Genomic DNA, 14,602 nt, shown 5'->3' on the forward strand with positions numbered 1-14,602 from the left:
GGTGCGGCGCGGCTCAGGGACGCTGCGGCCGGTCAGGGACGCTGTGGCCGGTCAGGGACGTCGCGGCCGGTCAGGGACGCTGTGGCCGGTCAGCGGTTGGCGTTGGCGTTCGCGTCGCGCTGGGCGGGGATGCCGGACTCCGAGGAGTGGCGGGCGAAGCCGTTGCCGCCGCCGTTGCCGGTGGTCGGCCGGTCGTCGTCGGCCCCGCGGGCGGGCGTGCGCGGCTCGAACAGGCTGCGCGGCGCCGCCTCGCCCCGCCGGTCGTGGTCGGCGGTGAGCGGGGCGTGCTCACCGGAGCGGCTGTCGCCGGCCGGCTCCTGCTCGTCGCGGTCGTCGTCGAGCTCGTCGTCGGCCGCGGCCCGCTCGTCGCCGCCGGCGGTGGTCGCCGGCTGGCCGGCGCCCGGGCGGACCGACAGCGGCTGCCCGGTCAGCGGGTTGATCGCGACCGGCTGACCCGTCAGCGGGTGGACCGCGACGGGACGGCCCGCGACCGGCTGGCCGGCGACGGGCTGCCCCGCGACGGGCTGGCCGGGCAGCGCGTGGCCCGGCTGCGCCGGACCGGCCTGCGGCTGGCCCGGCTGCTCGGCCTCCGCCAGGCGCTGCTGCTCGGCGAGGCGCTGCTGGTCGGCGGCGCGCTCGGCCGGGGTGCGCACCGGGATCTTGGCGTATTCGCCGGTCTCGCCGCCCGCGGCGGCCGCCATGACGGCGGCGGCGGCGAGGTCGGCGACCCGCTTCGCCTCGCGCTGCACGCGGGCGCGGACCTCCTTGGCGTGCCGCTCCGAGGACTCGGCGGCGGAGCGGGCCTCCTCGAGACGGGCCATCTCCTCCGCCAGGTCCTGGCGGGTCTCCTTCAGCCGCTGCTGGAACTGCACGACCTCACGCTCGGCGGTCGCGCCCTCACGGCGGGTCTGCGCCAGGCGCTGCTGGGTGGTCTCCAGCTCGGCCTGCAGCTGGGTCAGCGCCTGCCGGCGGGACTGGATCTCCCGCTGCACGGATGCCAGCTGGTGCTGGGCGGTCGCGTTCTGCTCGTCGGCGCGGCGGCGCAGGTCGGCGGCGTGCTGCTCGGCCTCGGCCCGCAGCGCCGCGCACTCCTCGTCGACGGTGGCCCGCTGGCGGGTCAGCTCCTCCTCGACCGCCTCGCGGTGCGCGGCGACCTCCTGCTCGGCGGCCGTCCTCGCCGCCGCGATCTCCTGCTCGGCGGCGGCCTTCGCCTGGGCCGTCTCCTGCTGCGTCTGGTTGCGGGCCGCCTCGATCTCCTGCTGGATCTTCAGGTGGGCGGCCTCCAGCAGCGCCTTCGCCTGCGCCTGGGTGTGCTTGATCTGCGCGGCGCTCTGCTCGTTGATGCGGGCGGCCTCCTGCTCGGCACGCTGCTGGGCGGCCTCACTGTTGGCCCGCAGCCGCTCCGCCAGCTCCCGGATCTCGGCGAGCTCGGCCTGCGCCGCGGCGCGGCGCTCCTCATACGCCTGCTGCTCCTCGGCGCGGCGCTTGGCCAGCTCGTCCTCGAGGTCCTGCAGCGTCTTGGCGGCCTGCTCCCGCGCGTCGGCGAGGACCTTCTCCGCCTCGGCCTGGTGCTTGGCGGCCCGCTCCTGGGTGGTGCTGGTGATCTGGTTGGCCTGCTTCTCGGCGAGCGCGAGGATGTCGTCGACCATCGGCCCGAGGTGCCGGAACGACGCCTTGTCGACCCGCGCGGGCCGGTCCCGGACCTCGGCCAGCTCCTGCTGCAGCTGCTGGCGCTGCGCCTGCATGGAGCGCAGCCGGGTGTCGAGGTCCTGCAGGTCCGCCTCGAAGCGCTTGCGCTCCGCGGCCAGCTGGGCCAGCTCCCGGTCCCGCTTGGCGAGATACTGGTCGACCTGTCCCTGGTCGTAGCCGCGCAGCGCGACCTTGAAGCTCGGCCGCGAGCCGGAATCGTCGCGAGCCGTCAACAGCTCTCCGCCCTGGGACATGTGCCAACCCTCCATACCATCGCGCGCGCGATCTGGCGCAACGCTACCGTCGCGTGCCCGCGGGCCAACACCCCGCCCGGCGTGTCAGTTTCGCACCACGTCGGCCGGTGGTGGATCGTCCGGAAGGCCCTCGATCCGGCGGGCGTGCTCGATCATGCCGTGGATGGCCTCCAGGCTCGGACCCGACAGCCCGGCGGCGCGCAGCGCCATCGTGCGCACCGCGTTGTCCCGCAGCGCCGCGAGGAGCTCCAGCTGCTCATCGATGCGGCGGGCGGCCTCGTCGTCGAGGAAGTACGCGGCGTTGACCCCGAAGAACTCCGCGAGGGCCTCGAGGTGCCGTTTGGTCGGATTGTCCCGGGTGCCCTTGCGCAGCTGCCAGATGTACGTATGGGAGATCATCACCCCCCGCTCGCGGATGGCCGCCGCGACCTCCTCGTAGCTGTACTCGCCGCGGCCCGGCGGGTGCACCGTGGCGAACAGCCGGTCGAGCTTCTCCGCGAGGGTCACCTGGCCTCCTGCAACATAGCGACGCTTGACAATCGCACCCCCGCGATGGAAATCTCCATCATAAGCTCAGATTTATGGACGATGTCGCCCCATAAGCTGAAGTTGACGTCATCCACCCGGGCGGGTCGGATCGTTGTGGCCGGTGAAGTGAACGGGGGTGGCCACGACACCCTGCACGGCCGCGTCGCGGTAGCGCCGCGCGAGGCCGAGCAGCGCCCGGACCTCGGCGTCGACGTCGGGCCCGCCGGCCGACTGGGAGGCGCCCGGCGGGCCGACCGCCCCGTGCGCCGCCGCACCTGACGCATCCGCGCCCACCGCGTCCGCGCCGGACGCCGCGCGCACCGCATCCGCGCCCGGTAACGCCGCACCGGACAACGCCATGCTGGTCGACACCGGCCCCGCAGCGCCCGTGCCGGGCGTCGCCGGGCCTGCGCCGGCGTCAGCGGTGGCAGCGGCGCCGGGCCGCCGGGCGAGGACCGCCGCCCGCAGGGCCGCCGCGTCCTCGGCGCCGTCGCCGGCCCGCCCGGCGAGCAGCCACTGCGCGTCGCGGATCTCGATGACCCGGCGGTACAGGCGCAACTCCACGCTGCGCAGCGCGAACAGCTCACCGAGGCGCCCCGGCGGGTCGCCGAGCACGACGCCCGGCGCGGCCGCGGACAGCTGCGCCCACAACGGCCGCAGCCGCTGCAGCGCCACGTACCGCGACGTCCAGCGGCGCAGCCCGCCGAGCGCGGGCAGCGCACCGCCCGCGGCGAAGAGCAGCAGCATCGTCGCCAGCAGCGCCCGGGACACGTCCTGCGCGGCGGTGCCGTCCAGGGCCCTGCTGCCCGCGGCGTGGCTGACCTGGTAGACGACCCGGTTCGCCATGAACAGCAGCCCGACCACCGCGGCGGCGCTCAGCAGCCACAGCCCGGTGCGCAGCGGCCCGGGCGCGCCCGCCCGCCCGGTGGGGCGGAACAGCACCAGTGCGCAGACCAGCCCGACGGTGAGCCCGAGCTGGGTGAGCACCGCGTACGCGGTGACGAGAGGCTCGCCGGCGTGCTCGTACACGAAGTCGTAGCGGGCCGGGCGGCGCGGCGCCAGCACGAACAGCACGCACATGGCCACGGCCGTCACGCTCAGCAGCGCGTACGCCGCGCGCCGCAGCCACGCCCACCGCGCCGGGTCCGGCGACAGCAGCCCGACGATGTGCACCATGCCGGCGGACGCGGCGACCGTCGCCAGGTTCTTCAGCGGCACCGAGATGTCCGGCACGTGCAGCAGCGTGTCCGTCGCGTACGAGATCTCCCGCCGGTTGAACGTGAACGACAGCGTCGCCAGCAGCACGACGAGCCGGACGGCCTTGCCGCGCGGCGTCTGCGGCGTCGCGAAGCGCCAGATCGTGAACGCCCAGAACGCGACCAGGACCACGATCTCCAGGACGTCAACGGCCACGGCGCTCGACCAGGAACGGCTCGGCGAGGGCGTCGTACAGGTTGCCGAGGGCGGGGTCGGCGGGCGGGCGGGCCACGGCGCTGGCCGCCCGCTCGTTGAGCATCGTCGCGAACATCTCCGCGACCTGCTCCTGCGGCGCGCTGTAGGAGGAGCGGCGCAGCACCCGGGCGACCGTCGCCGGGTCCAGGTCCGGCAGCAGCAGGGCGGTCACGTCCTCGGGCTCGGGCGGCGGGGCGACGTGGTCGCACAGGATGTGCCCGACCTCGTGCAGGATGATGTGCTGCTGGTGCAGCCAGCCGGTGCCGGCGGCGTAGAAGACGTGGTCGGCCCGGTCGGTGGCGAGCCACAGCCCGCACGCGGTGCCGTCGGCCCCGGCCCGCGGCAGCTGGTGCAGGTGCAGGTCACGCCCGCGGGCGGCGGCGACGGACGCGCAGAACGCCCGCAGGTCGAACGGGTCGGGGACCGCCAGCCCGGCGAGCATCCCCCTGACCTGTCGCTCCAGCTCTCGCAGCCGCATCCCCGCTCCGACCCTCGTGGCACACCGGCTCCACGATATGCCCCGGCCGGCCGCGGCAAGAACCCGTGCGCCCGGCGGGAGGTGGCCGCCTCCCGCCGGGCCGGGCCCGACCGGGCCGGGCCCGGTCAGCGGCCGGTCACAGGCCGGTGTGCAGCGCGTTCATCAGGGTGCCGCCGGCGGTGTCGCCGGACATCTCCCACACCATGCCGCCGAGCAGCTGCTGCTGCTTGAGCCACGCGGTCTTCTGCCCGATCGACCAGGTGTCGTCGAACGTCCACCACTGCCCGCCGGGCCCCGTGTAGCAGGACGTCGCGATCGACTGCACGTCGTGGTACACGGTGCAGCCCGGCACCATGGCGAGGAGGTTCGCGTAGCCGCGGGTGCCGGCCTCCTCCGCGAACTGCCCGGGCGCCGCGCCGGTCGCGGCCTGCCACTCGCCGTTGGTCGTGCCGGCGGTGACGCCCTGCCAGCCGCGGCCGTAGAAGGCGAACCCGATGGTCAGCTGCCGCGGGTTGACCCCGGCGCCGGTGTACGCGGCGACCGCGCGCTGCACGCTGAACGTGAACGGGTACGGGTCCTGCGCGTCGCCGTACAGGTTGCCCTGGTGGCCGGTGCGGTTCGGCTCCCACGAGTTGTCGCTGCCGGCGCCGTGGAAGTCGTAGCCCTGCACGTTGGCGAAGTCCAGGGAGTCGAAGACGCTCGGCGTGCCGTCGGCGTGCGTGATGTCCCAGCCGGCCGCGATCTTCGCCGGGTCGGCCGGGGTGAACGCGGTCAGCAGGTACCGCTTGCCGGTGGTGGCGCCGAGCGCGTCGAGCTGCCGGCGGAACTCGGCGAGCAGCAGCGTGTTGTTCGCCTTGTCCTGCGCGCCCCAGTGGTTGCCGGCGTGGCCCTCGGCCCCGGGCCACTCCCAGTCCAGGTCGATGCCGTCGAAGATGCCGGCGGCGCTGCCGGGCCCGCCGGCACCGTTGTACAGCGGCAGGTTGCCCTTGATGTACACGTCGATGCAGGAGCGCACCAGCTTCTCCCGGGACGCCGGGGTGGCGGCGGCGTCGGAGAAGAACTTCGAGTAGGTCCAGCCGCCGATCGAGATGAGCACCTTCAGGTTCGGGTGCTTCGCCTTGAGCTTGCGCAGCTGCAGGTAGTTGCCGCGCAGCGGCTCCCAGCCGGTGTCGGCGACGCCGTCGACGGACTGCGCGGCGCTGAACGGGCGGGCGTAGTCGGCGTCGGCGTCCCCGGCGCCGGTGCCCTGGTCCGGGTCCTGCGGGTTGGCGGTGGTGCCGCGGGTGACGCCCTGCAGGCAGGTGAGGTTCACCGGGTCGAGGTTGGCGAAGGCGTAGTTGACGTGGGTGAGCTTCGCCGCGGCGCCGGACGTGTCGAGGTTCTTCACGAAGTACTGCCGGCCGTAGATGCCCCACTGCACGAAGTAGCCGACCTTGGCGTAGCTGCCGGCGCCGACGGCGTCGTCGGTGGTGACGGTGACCGGGGCGCTGGCGGGGGAGGCGTTGTCGTACGTGTCGCGGGCCCGCACCGTGAACGTGTATGCCGTGAGCGGCGCCAGCCCGGTGACGGTCGCCGCGGTCGTGGTGGACGAGGCGACGAGGGTGCCGTCGCGGTACACGTCGTAGCCGGCGATCCCGCCGGGGTCGGTGACCGCGTTCCAGGCGAGGGTGACGCTGACCGACGTCCTCGCGGTGCCGCGCAGGTTGCCCGGCGCCGGCGGCGCGGTGGTGTCGTCGGCCGGGTCGAGCGTGGTGGCGGTGACCGGGGCGCTGTCGGCGGAGACGTTGCCGCGGGTGTCGCGGGCCCGCACCGTGAACGTGTACGCGGTGCGCGGGCTGAGCCCGGCGACGGTCGCCGCGGTCGTGGTGGACGAGGCGACGAGGGTGCCGCCGCGGTACACGTCGTAGCCGGCGACGGGGAAGTCGGCCGGCGCGGCCGCCGTCCAGGCGAGGGAGACCGTGCGGGTGGTGCGGCCGGCGACGGCGAGGCCGGTCGGGGCGCCCGGGGCGCGGTCGGCGCCGCCGTCGCACCTGTTGCCGTTGATCCGGCAGTTCAGCGGCTCGGCGTCGGTGCCGGTGGCGATGAACCAGAAGCTGTACGGCTCGGTGGTGCCGCCGGCGGCGACGGTGCCGTTGTAGTGCGCGTTGACGACGGTGACGTGGTTGCCGGCACGGGTGACGGTGCCGTTGTAGCCGGTGCCGACGGTGAGCCCGGCGGGCACGTCGAACTCGAGGGTCCAGCCGGTGACCGGGGCGGCGGTCGGATTGCTGACCACGTACTTGTCGACCCAGTAGGTGCCGTAGTTCGTGGCGGAGTACGCGGCGGTGAGCCCCGGCGCGGCGGCGTGGGCCGGGCCGGGCAGCGCGACCGCGGCGGTGGCGGCGAGCAGGACGGCGGCGAAGAGCCTGGTGGGGTGCACTCGTGCCTCCTTTAGGAAAGTTTCCTAATAGTCCGCGCCGCCATGCGAGAAAGTCAAGGACATCTATGTCGCTCCTCCGCACCCCGCGGCAACGTCACCACCGGCACGTTCGGCCCGGTCGGCGCCCGGCACCCGCGGGTCGAACTCCCGCCCGGCTCCACGAGGTCGAGGCGTGCCCGTCCTGACGGTTCACCGGGCGGTCCCGGTGTGAAAGCTTCACGCCGGGACCGCCCGGGACCAGCGGCAAATGTCCCGGGCATTGAACGGCGTCGAACAGCGTTGCTCTACTGCCCGGATGCGGACCCTCCTCGCGCTCCTCACCGCCGCCGTCGTCGGCGCGGCGCTGCTCCTCACGCTGCCGGCCGGCCCCGCCGCCGCGGCAGCGGTGCGCATCATGCCCCTCGGCGACTCCATCACCGGCAACCCGGGCTGCTGGCGGGCGCTGCTGTGGAACGACCTGCAGAGCGGCGGCCACACCAACATCGACTTCGTCGGCACCCAGCCGCCGCAGGGCTGCGCCGTGCCCTACGACGGCGACGGCGAAGGCCACGGAGGCGCGCTCGTCACCGCCGTCGCCGACCAGAACCAGTTGCCGGCCTGGCTGTCCGCGACCCACCCCGACGTCGTGCTCATGCACTTCGGCACCAACGACGTGTGGAGCAACCGGTCCGTCGACACGATCCTCGCCGCGTACGGCAAGCTCGTCGACCAGATGCGGGCCAGCAACCCCGCGATGCGGATCCTGGTCGCCCAGATCATCCCCATGAACCCGTCCAGCTGCGCCGAATGCGCCCAGCGGGTCGTCGCCCTCAACGCCGCCATCCCCGGCTGGGCCGCCTCCCGCACCACCGCCGCCTCCCCGGTCACCGTCGTCGACCAGTGGACCGGCTTCAGCACCGCCACCGACACCGGCGACGGCGTACACCCCAACGCGACCGGCGACCGCAAGATCGCCGACCGCTGGCTGCCGGCCGTCGTCCGCGCCCTCGACGGCGTCTCCCCGTCGGCGTCCCCGTCCCGGTCGGCGTCCCCGTCCCCGTCCCGGTCAATGTCGCCGTCGGCGTCGGTGTCCCCGTCCCGGTCGGCGCTGCCGTCCGACAGCGTGCCCCCCGTCCCCGGCTGCGCCGCCACGTACACGGTCATCGGCCAGTGGCCCGGCGGCTTCCAGGGCGAGATCACCGTCCGCAACACCGGCTCCGCCCCGACCACCGGCTGGACGGCCCGCTGGACGTACACCGCCGGCGAACAGATCACCCAGTCCTGGGGCGCCACCGTCACCCAGTCCGGCACCACCGCGACCGCCGGCAACGCCACCTGGAACGGCGCCCTCGCCCCCGGCGCCACCGCCGCGTACGGCTTCATCGGCACCGGCACCCCCGGCACCCCACCGGTCACCTGCACCACCCGCTGACCCACCCCGGCCGGCGCCGCCACCTTCCCCGGCGCCGCCGGCCGGCCCGGGAACGCGAGCACCGGCGTCGGCCGATCGCGGTGGGAGTCACCCGCCGGGGTGAGGCTCACGGGAAGGGCCGGCGCCGGCGGCGGGGCGGGGGCGTCCCGCGGTCGGGACAGTCGCATGGCGGTGACGGACGGTCGCGGCGGCGCTGGTAGCGTGTTGCTGCATTCCAGCCAGATTCCCGCCACGAGGTCAGCCGGTCAGGCGCGGCGGTGGAGTGTTTTAGGAGCGGGCACGTGGTCGTGATCCTCCCCGAGGTGTCCCGGACCCTCAACGAATACCTGCTGGTGCCGAACCTCACCACCGAGGAGTGCACCCCGGACAACGTGGACCTGTCGACGCCGATCGTGCGGTACCCGGTGGGCGGGGAGTCGCCGCTGCGGATCGCGGTGCCGCTGGTGAGCGCGATCATGCAGGCGGTGTCGTCGCCGCGGCTGGCGATCGCGCTGGCGCAGACCGGCGGGCTGAGCTTCATCCACCAGAACCAGGGCATCGCCGAGCAGGCGGAGTCGGTGAGCGCGGTGAAGCGGCACAAGGCCGGGTTCCGGCACTCGGACATCAACACGAAGCCGTCGGCGACGCTCGGTGAGGTGAGCCGGCTGCTGCGGGCCGCCGAGCGGGACATCGCCGTGGTGACCGAGGACGGCAGCGCCGGCGGGCGGTTCGTCGGGCTGATCTCCACCGCGGACTTCCACCCGCACCGGCACGACCTCAACGACACCGTCGAGTCGCGGATGCGGCCGGCGGCGGGGCTCGTCACGGCGCCGCCGACGATCTCGCTGTCGGACGCGAACACGCTCATCTGGGACCACCGGCTGGACCTGCTGCCGATCGTCACCGACAACGGGCACCTCGCCTCGATCGTGCTGCGCCGCGACTACGAGCTGCACAAGCAGTTCCGCAACGAGTCGATCGACGACGACAAGCGGTTCCGGGTCGGTGCCGGGGTCAACACCCGCGACTACCGGGACCGGATCCCGGCGCTGGTCGAGGCGGGCGCGGACGTGCTGTGCATCGACTCGTCCGACGGCTACTCGGTCTGGCAGCGCAACACGCTGCAGTACGCGGTCGGCGAGCTCGGCGGGGCCGTCCCGGTCGGCGCGGGCAACGTCGTGGACGGCCGTGGGTTCCGGTACCTCGCGGAGGCCGGCGCGGCGTTCGTGAAGGTCGGCATCGGCGGCGGGTCGATCTGCATCACCCGCGACCAGAAGGGGATCGGCCGCGGGCAGGCCTCCGCGCTGATCGACGTGGTCGCCGAGCGGGACCGGTACGCCCAGGAGACCGGCGTCTACGTGCCGGTCTGCTGCGACGGCGGGCTGCTCGCCGACTACCACATGGCGATCGCCCTGGCGCTCGGCGCGGACTTCATCATGCTCGGCCGGTACTTCGCCCGGTTCGACGAGAGCCCGTCGAACCTCGTCAACCTCGACGGGCAGCTGTACAAGGAGTACTGGGGTGAGGGGTCGCAGCGGGCCCGCAACGTGGCCCGGTACGACCAGGGCGAGACGGAGATGCCGTTCGAGGAGGGCGTCGACGGGTACGTGCCGTACGCGGGCAGCCTGTACCCGAACATCGCGCGCACCGTGTCGAAGCTGCGCGCCACCATGGTCAGCTGCGGCGCGGTGACGGTGCCGGCGTTCCACCGCGACGCGGTCCTGGTCCAGGTGTCGCAGCAGAGCTACGAGCAGAACGGCGCCGAGGTCCGCCTCCGCAGCGGCTCCGGCGGCAGCGGCCAGTAGCACCCCTGGCAGGGCTTCAGGCCGTGCCGAAGGGTGTGAGGGCACCCGTGTAGGGCTTCGGCGGCGGCGGCGCCAGCTCGCCGTGCTTCGACGTGCCCAGTCCGAGCGTGACCAGGGACTGCACGAGCAGCGTCGCCGCCGCCACCCCGTCCACGACGGGCACGCCGACCCGCCGGGAGACCTCGGCGGCCAGGTCGGCCATGCCCGCGCAGCCGAGCACGACCACGTCGGAGCCGTCCCGGGCGAGGGCCGCCCTCGCCAGGGCCACGACCCGGTCGGTGACGGCGGGGTCGCCGTCGAGGTCCAGGACGGGGATGTCGCAGGCGTGCACGCCCCGGCACGCGCCGGGTGCGACGTACCGGCCGGCGAGGTCCCACGCCCGGCCCCGGGTGCGGTCCAGGGTGGTGACGACGCTGAACCCGCGGCCGAGCAGCGCCGCGGCGTGCATGGCGGCCTCGGCGATCCCGACGACCGGCGCGGCGGCGACCTCCCGGGCGGCGTCCAGGCCGGGGTCGCCGAAGCAGGCGATCACGTACCCGTCGGCGCCGCCGGCCCGCACGGCGGCGAGCACGCCGGGGACGCTGAGCGCCTCGTCGTAGTGGCTCTCGATGGACGCCGGGCCCATCGTGGACGTGACCGCGTCGACGCGGGTGCCCGGGCCGGCGACGGCCCGGGCGCTGCGCTCGATCCGAGCGGTCATCGACGCCGTGGTGTTCGGGTTGACGACCACGATCCGCATGGCGTCAGGCGGCCCGGGCGCGCCGGGTGAGGGCGGTGTACACCCCGAAGCCGACGGCCATGCCGATGAACCAGCTGTACTGGGCGGTGGTGTGCATGCCGGGCCCGCCGGTCCACAGCACCGGCACCACGGCGACGACGGCGCCGGCGGCGGTCGCGGCGATCGCCGGCGGGTGGTAGCCGCGCCGGTAGAAGTACCGGCCGGCCGGGTCCATGGTGAACATGTCGTCGACGGACACGACCTGCCGGCGCACCAGGTAGTAGTCGGCGATGAGCACCCCGAACAGCGGGCCGATCGCGGCGCCGAGGACCTCCAGGGTGTAGTGGATGACGTCGGGGTTGTTGTACAGGTTCCACGGGGTGATGAGCACCGACCCGACGGCGGCGATCATGCCGCCCATCCGCCAGCTGATCCGCTGCGGGCTGACGTTGGAGAAGTCGAACGCCGGGGAGATGAAGTTCGCGACGATGTTGATGCCGATCGTGGCGATGGTGAACGTGAGCGCGCCGAGCACGATCGCGAACGTGCTGTCGATCCGCGCGACCGTCTGCACCGGGTCCGTGATCAGCTCGCCGAAGACCGGGATGGTCAGCGACGAGGTGACGACCACGAGGACGGAGAACGCGAGGAAGTTCACCGGCAGGCCCAGCAGGTTGCCGCGCCGCACCGCGGCGAACGACCGGCCGTAGCGGGAGAAGTCGCCGAAGTTCAGCATCGGCCCGGAGAAGTACGACACGACCAGCGCGATCGCGCCGAGCATGACCGGCACCGCGTCGAGGCCGGTGTACTTCACCTCGCCGAGGCTGAGGTCGATCTCGCCCCAGCCGGCCTTCCAGATCAGGTACCCGGCGAGCACGATCATCACGACGTACACGGCGGGGCCGCAGAAGTCGATGAACCTGCGGATCGTCTCCATGCCGGTCCAGAACACCGCCGCCTGCAGCACCCACAGCAGCGCGTAGGAGCACCAGCCGAGCAGGGGCAGGCCGAGGAACCCCCACTCGTCGACGTCGGCGTACGGCGCGAGCCCCGGGAACAGCTTCAGCACCACCACGTCGAGGGCCGCGGAGGCGAGGTAGGTCTGGATGCCGTACCAGGCGACCGCGATGCCGCCGCGGATGATCGCCGGCACGTTGGCGCCCAGCACGCCGAACGCGACCCGGTTGATCACCGGGTACGGCACGCCCGTCACCTGGCTGGGCTTGGCCACCAGGTTGCAGAAGAAGTAGACGACGGTGATGCCGACGACCAGCGCGACCAGCACCTGCCAGCTGGACAGGCCGAGGGCGAAGAGGCTGCCGGCGGTGACGTACCCGCCGACGCTGTGCACGTCGGACATCCAGAACGCGAAGATGTTGTAGGAGCCCCACGTCTGGTGCCGCAGCGGCGCCAGGTCCTCATTGGTGAGGCGGGGGTCGTAGCCGGGTTTGACGACGCCGGAGCCGACCGGCATGCCGGCCGCCTCGACCAGGTCCTGCGGCCCGTCTCCGGCGACGGGTTGCTGTGCGCGTGCCACTGTGTCGGCCATCCCCAACTCCCGAGGTAGTGCGGCTCGTTGCGCCCACGCTAGGAAGCGGCTGTTTCACCGGGATGTGCCGGAACATATATCTGTCTACCCGTCGGGCTCCGCGAACAGCCCCGTGTCCTGCGGCAGCAGCGCGATGAACCCCTGCAGCCGCCGGTGGTGCCCGGTACAGACGCGGATCAGCGTGTCGGCGTCGCGGGCGGTGAACGCGTCCAGCATCCCGGCGTGGTCGCGGTGCAGCAGCTGCCGGTCCGCGTCGCGCAGGTGCGCCATCGGCTGCAGCGGCTCCGTCATGTTCCAGGCGGTGCCGAGCATGTGCAGCAGCCGCCGCATCCGGCACGGCCGGATCAGCGCCAGGTGGAAGCGGCGGCTCTCCCGGTGGTGCGCCCGCGGGTCGCCGGCCGCCACCGCGTCCTCCAGCGCCGCGTGCGCGGCCCGCGCCTGCTCGTCGTCCTCGGCCGTCGCGTGTCGCACCGCGACCCGCATCGCGGCGGTCTCCAGGGCCTCCCGGACCAGGTAGATCTCGCCGAACTCCTGCGCGGTCATCCGCGCCACCTGGTACCCCAGGTGCGGCCGGTGGTCGACGAGCCCCTCACCGATGAGCGTCATGAGCGCCTCCCGGACCGGGATCCGGCTCACCCCGAACGCGGCGGCGACCCCGTCGACGGGGATCGGCGAGCCGGGCGGCACCTCCCCGTCCAGGATGCAGGCGCGCAGCTCGTCCAGGATCACCCCCTGCGAGCTGCCCAGCGGCTTGCCGGCCAGGCGCGAGATCAGCACCGACCGGCGGCGTGGTCCGGCCATCCGCCACCTCCGTGCGGCTCACGGTAACCCCGCCGGGTTATCGGCACGTTTCGAAGCCCTCCGCGGCCGCACCGGCGGAGTGACGGGGCGGGCAAAGTGGCGCAGGGACGCGGCGGCGCGTTCTAGCTTCGAGGGCATGACCGCCACGAAGATCATGCTGGACGAGGACGAGCTGCCCCGCCGCTGGTACAACGTCATGGCCGACCTGCCCGCGCCGCCGCCGCCGGTGCTGCATCCGGGGACCCTGGAGCCGGTGGGACCGCAGGACCTGGCGCCGCTGTTCCCGGCGGCGCTGATCGAGCAGGAGGTCACGCGGGAGCGGTACGTCGACATCCCCGACGAGGTGCTCGAGGTGTACCGGCTGTGGCGGCCGTCGCCGCTGTACCGGGCGCACCGCCTCGAGAAGGCGCTCGGCACGCCGGCGAAGATCTTCTACAAGTACGAGGGCGTGTCGCCGGCGGGGTCGCACAAGCCGAACACGGCGGTGCCGCAGGCGTACTACAACGCGGCCGCCGGGATCCGCCGGCTCACCACCGAGACGGGGGCCGGGCAGTGGGGCACGGCGCTGGCGTTCGCCGGGGCGCAGTTCGGGCTGGACGTGGAGATCTGGCAGGTACGCGCCTCCTATGACCAGAAGCCGTACCGCAAGATGATGATCGAGACGTTCGGCGGCACCATCCACCCGTCGCCGTCGGACCGCACGGAGGCGGGCCGGCGGGTGCTGGCGGCCGACCCGGGCAGCCCGGGGTCGCTCGGGATCGCGATCAGTGAGGCCGTCGAGGTCGCCGCGGGGCGGGCGGACACGAACTACGCGCTGGGCAGCGTCCTCAACCACGTGCTGCTGCACCAGACGGTCATCGGGGAGGAGGCGCTGCTGCAGCTGGCGAAGGCCGGTGTCGCGCCGGACCTGATCGTCGGGTGCACCGGCGGCGGCTCGAACTTCGCCGGGCTGGCGTTCCCGTTCCTGCGCGAGAAGCTGCAAGGGCGGATGGCGCCGGTGATCCGGGCGGTCGAGCCGGCCGCGTGCCCGTCGCTGACCAAGGGTGTGTACGCGTACGACTTCGGCGACACCGCCGGCATGACGCCGCTGATGAAGATGCACACGCTGGGTCACGACTTCATCCCGGACCCGATCCACGCCGGCGGGCTGCGGTACCACGGGATGGCGCCGCTGGTGTCGCACGTGTACGAGCTCGGCCTGATCGAGGCGGTCGCCAAGACGCAGCAGGAGTGCTTCGAGGCCGGGGTGCGCTTCGCCCGCACGGAGGGCATCATCCCCGCACCGGAGCCGACGCACGCCCTCGCCGCCTGCGTCGAGGAGGCGCTGCGCTGCAAGGAGACGGGTGAGCCGAAGGTGATCCTGACCGCGCTGTGCGGCCACGGCCACCTCGACCTTCCGGCGTACGGGCGGTTCCTGGCCGGCCAGATGCAGGACCGGGAGCTCTCCGCCGAGGCCGTCGCCGCGGCCACCGCCGCCCTGCCGAGGGTCCCCGCCTGACGGGTGGCCCGGCGGGGGGCT

11 protein-coding genes are annotated in these 14,602 nt (G+C 73.6%); 3 read left to right on the top strand and 8 right to left on the bottom strand.

Annotated features, from left to right (window positions below; genetic code table 11):
• Positions 1–89: 89 nt before the first annotated feature.
• The 5 genes from OP18_RS15485 to OP18_RS15505 form a co-directional block, all read right to left on the bottom strand.
• Complete coding sequence (locus OP18_RS15485) at positions 90–1,943, bottom strand: DivIVA domain-containing protein (protein ID WP_156089542.1); 1,854 nt, start codon at positions 1,941–1,943, stop codon at positions 90–92.
• An 84-nt stretch (positions 1,944–2,027) separates the two neighbouring features.
• The gene (locus tag OP18_RS15490) at positions 2,028–2,450 is read right to left on the bottom strand and encodes a helix-turn-helix domain-containing protein (RefSeq protein ID WP_033359552.1); all 423 of its coding nucleotides are present in this window, start codon (positions 2,448–2,450) and stop codon (positions 2,028–2,030) included.
• A 108-nt stretch (positions 2,451–2,558) separates the two neighbouring features.
• A complete protein-coding gene (locus OP18_RS15495; RefSeq protein ID WP_033359553.1) occupies positions 2,559–3,884 on the bottom strand; it encodes an MAB_1171c family putative transporter in 1,326 nt (441 codons plus the stop codon).
• Complete coding sequence (locus OP18_RS15500; RefSeq protein WP_033359554.1) at positions 3,874–4,401, bottom strand: hypothetical protein; 528 nt, start codon at positions 4,399–4,401, stop codon at positions 3,874–3,876. Before OP18_RS15500 ends, OP18_RS15495 begins: the two co-directional genes overlap by 11 nt.
• A 136-nt stretch (positions 4,402–4,537) precedes the next feature.
• The gene (locus OP18_RS15505) at positions 4,538–6,820 is read right to left on the bottom strand and encodes a glycosyl hydrolase family 18 protein (RefSeq protein ID WP_033359555.1); all 2,283 of its coding nucleotides are present in this window, start codon (positions 6,818–6,820) and stop codon (positions 4,538–4,540) included.
• 295 nt (positions 6,821–7,115) lie between these two features.
• On the opposite strand from OP18_RS15505, the gene OP18_RS15510 reads away from it, so the two are divergent.
• Entirely contained in the window at positions 7,116–8,231 is a 1,116-nt protein-coding gene (locus tag OP18_RS15510) for a cellulose binding domain-containing protein (protein WP_033359556.1), read from the top strand.
• 281 nt (positions 8,232–8,512) lie between these two features.
• On the top strand, positions 8,513–10,015 hold the full coding sequence (locus OP18_RS15515) for an IMP dehydrogenase (protein ID WP_033359557.1): 1,503 nt from the start codon (positions 8,513–8,515) through the stop codon (positions 10,013–10,015).
• A 16-nt stretch (positions 10,016–10,031) separates the two neighbouring features.
• On the opposite strand, the gene OP18_RS15520 is transcribed toward OP18_RS15515, so the two are convergent.
• The 3 genes from OP18_RS15520 to OP18_RS15530 form a co-directional block, all read right to left on the bottom strand.
• Positions 10,032–10,754 carry an aspartate/glutamate racemase family protein gene (locus tag OP18_RS15520; RefSeq protein ID WP_033359558.1) on the bottom strand — a complete coding sequence of 241 codons (723 nt, stop codon included), beginning with the start codon at positions 10,752–10,754 and terminating at the stop codon, positions 10,032–10,034.
• Between the two features lie 4 nt (positions 10,755–10,758).
• The gene (locus OP18_RS15525; RefSeq protein WP_052386771.1) at positions 10,759–12,282 is read right to left on the bottom strand and encodes an NCS1 family nucleobase:cation symporter-1; all 1,524 of its coding nucleotides are present in this window, start codon (positions 12,280–12,282) and stop codon (positions 10,759–10,761) included.
• 84 nt (positions 12,283–12,366) lie between these two features.
• Positions 12,367–13,083 (bottom strand): GntR family transcriptional regulator, encoded by a 717-nt coding sequence (locus OP18_RS15530; RefSeq protein WP_033359559.1) that lies wholly within the window; start codon positions 13,081–13,083, stop codon positions 12,367–12,369.
• Between the two features lie 136 nt (positions 13,084–13,219).
• Here OP18_RS15530 and OP18_RS15535 point away from each other — a divergent pair, with 136 nt between their 5' ends.
• Positions 13,220–14,581 carry a TrpB-like pyridoxal phosphate-dependent enzyme gene (locus tag OP18_RS15535; RefSeq protein ID WP_033359560.1) on the top strand — a complete coding sequence of 454 codons (1,362 nt, stop codon included), beginning with the start codon at positions 13,220–13,222 and terminating at the stop codon, positions 14,579–14,581.
• Positions 14,582–14,602 lie beyond the last annotated feature (21 nt).

Source organism: Dactylosporangium aurantiacum (genome assembly GCF_000716715.1).
Taxonomy (GTDB): domain Bacteria; phylum Actinomycetota; class Actinomycetes; order Mycobacteriales; family Micromonosporaceae; genus Dactylosporangium; species Dactylosporangium aurantiacum.

Excerpts from the sequence above, each read along its gene's own strand:
- OP18_RS15485 (WP_156089542.1), bottom strand. The coding sequence starts at position 1,943 with ATGTCCCAGGGCGGAGAGCTGTTGACGGCTCGCGACGATTCCGGCTCG.
- OP18_RS15500 (WP_033359554.1), bottom strand. The coding sequence starts at position 4,401 with ATGCGGCTGCGAGAGCTGGAGCGACAGGTCAGGGGGATGCTCGCCGGG.
- OP18_RS15510 (WP_033359556.1), top strand. The coding sequence starts at position 7,116 with ATGCGGACCCTCCTCGCGCTCCTCACCGCCGCCGTCGTCGGCGCGGCG.
- OP18_RS15520 (WP_033359558.1), bottom strand. The coding sequence starts at position 10,754 with ATGCGGATCGTGGTCGTCAACCCGAACACCACGGCGTCGATGACCGCT.
- OP18_RS15525 (WP_052386771.1), bottom strand. The coding sequence starts at position 12,282 with ATGGCCGACACAGTGGCACGCGCACAGCAACCCGTCGCCGGAGACGGG.
- OP18_RS15530 (WP_033359559.1), bottom strand. The coding sequence starts at position 13,083 with ATGGCCGGACCACGCCGCCGGTCGGTGCTGATCTCGCGCCTGGCCGGC.
- OP18_RS15535 (WP_033359560.1), top strand. The coding sequence starts at position 13,220 with ATGACCGCCACGAAGATCATGCTGGACGAGGACGAGCTGCCCCGCCGC.